Source organism: Vibrio sp. Vb0937, from assembly GCF_033338855.1.
Genome location: NZ_JAWOTK010000443.1, coordinates 1 through 1,053 on the forward strand (window position 1 = coordinate 1; position 1,053 = coordinate 1,053).

Here is a 1,053-nt window from a genome sequence, read left to right on the forward strand (position 1 = left end):
CTCATTCGAAGGTTGATAGTCTGGCGAGTAGAAATTAAATACTGAAGGAGAACGCAGTGCGCCTTGTTCTGCGGTGTTCATCACTGTTGTTGCTCCGTCATAGCGCGCAGCGGTAAGTGTAAAGCCTGCGGCTCGGTGGAAGTTGGTGAGCACCAAAATGGGCTCTTTCACTTTCATTGGCGGCGTGTTGGTTAACCCCATGGCTTCGTTATCAAGTAAAACCGCGCGGATCACTGCGCTTAAATCACCTTTTACCCCTTTTCCGTTGTTGTTGAATACGCGAGCAACTCGCGCAACGTACTCCGGGCTTGGGTTAGAAGAGACGAATCGTTGAATCAAAAACTTCGACACAAATGGCGCAATGTTAGGATGAGACATCAATATATCCAGCACTTGTGAGAGCTCTTCTTGGGCGGTCAAACCCGCAGGAATGGTTGTTCCCAACACGGTTTTTTCGTTGGTGTCATGTCGGCTGTTTATCACGCGCATGGGTTCAACAAATGCCGTGTCTGAATTTTTCCAACCAGTTAGCGCACGGGCCAGTTCTTGGATATCAGTTTGAGAGTAGGTCGGCAGCGGTTTTCCGGTTTTAGGATCACGTTTTACACTGCCATCAAGGTTTAGCTCGTAAAGTCCTAACGTAAAAAGCTGCATCAGTTCTCTGGCAAAGTTTTCATCCGGTAGCGCGCCTGTTGAAGTATTTTCCTTAGTGCTGCCCATCATCGATAGGTAGTTGCCCATCGCCGGGTGAATAGCCACTTCGTGTAGAAGATCACGATAGTTGCCAAAGGCATGCTTCACCAACACATCGTAGTAGTCCACTAGGCCTGTTGGCTTGCTCGATAGTGCTCCGCCATAGCGCGAGACCACGAGTATTTGGCTTAACGCAAATGCCATTCGCTGACGAAGCTGGTCTTGTGATGTGAGAACAATTTGATACCAAGCATTTTCTCGATTTGCTTGTGCTCCTTTGCTAAAAGGAGTGTCGTAGAGAGGACGATGATAGGTCGCCGGAAGAAGAAGTTGTTGTTTGATCCAACTTTCAATGCCAAC

Annotated in this window: 1 protein-coding gene; it reads right to left on the minus strand. The window is 48.2% G+C overall.

The window, feature by feature from the left end:
• On the minus strand, nt 1-1,053 hold a 1,053-nt coding region (locus R7P67_RS26360), incomplete at both ends, for a DUF1800 domain-containing protein (RefSeq protein ID WP_318086520.1).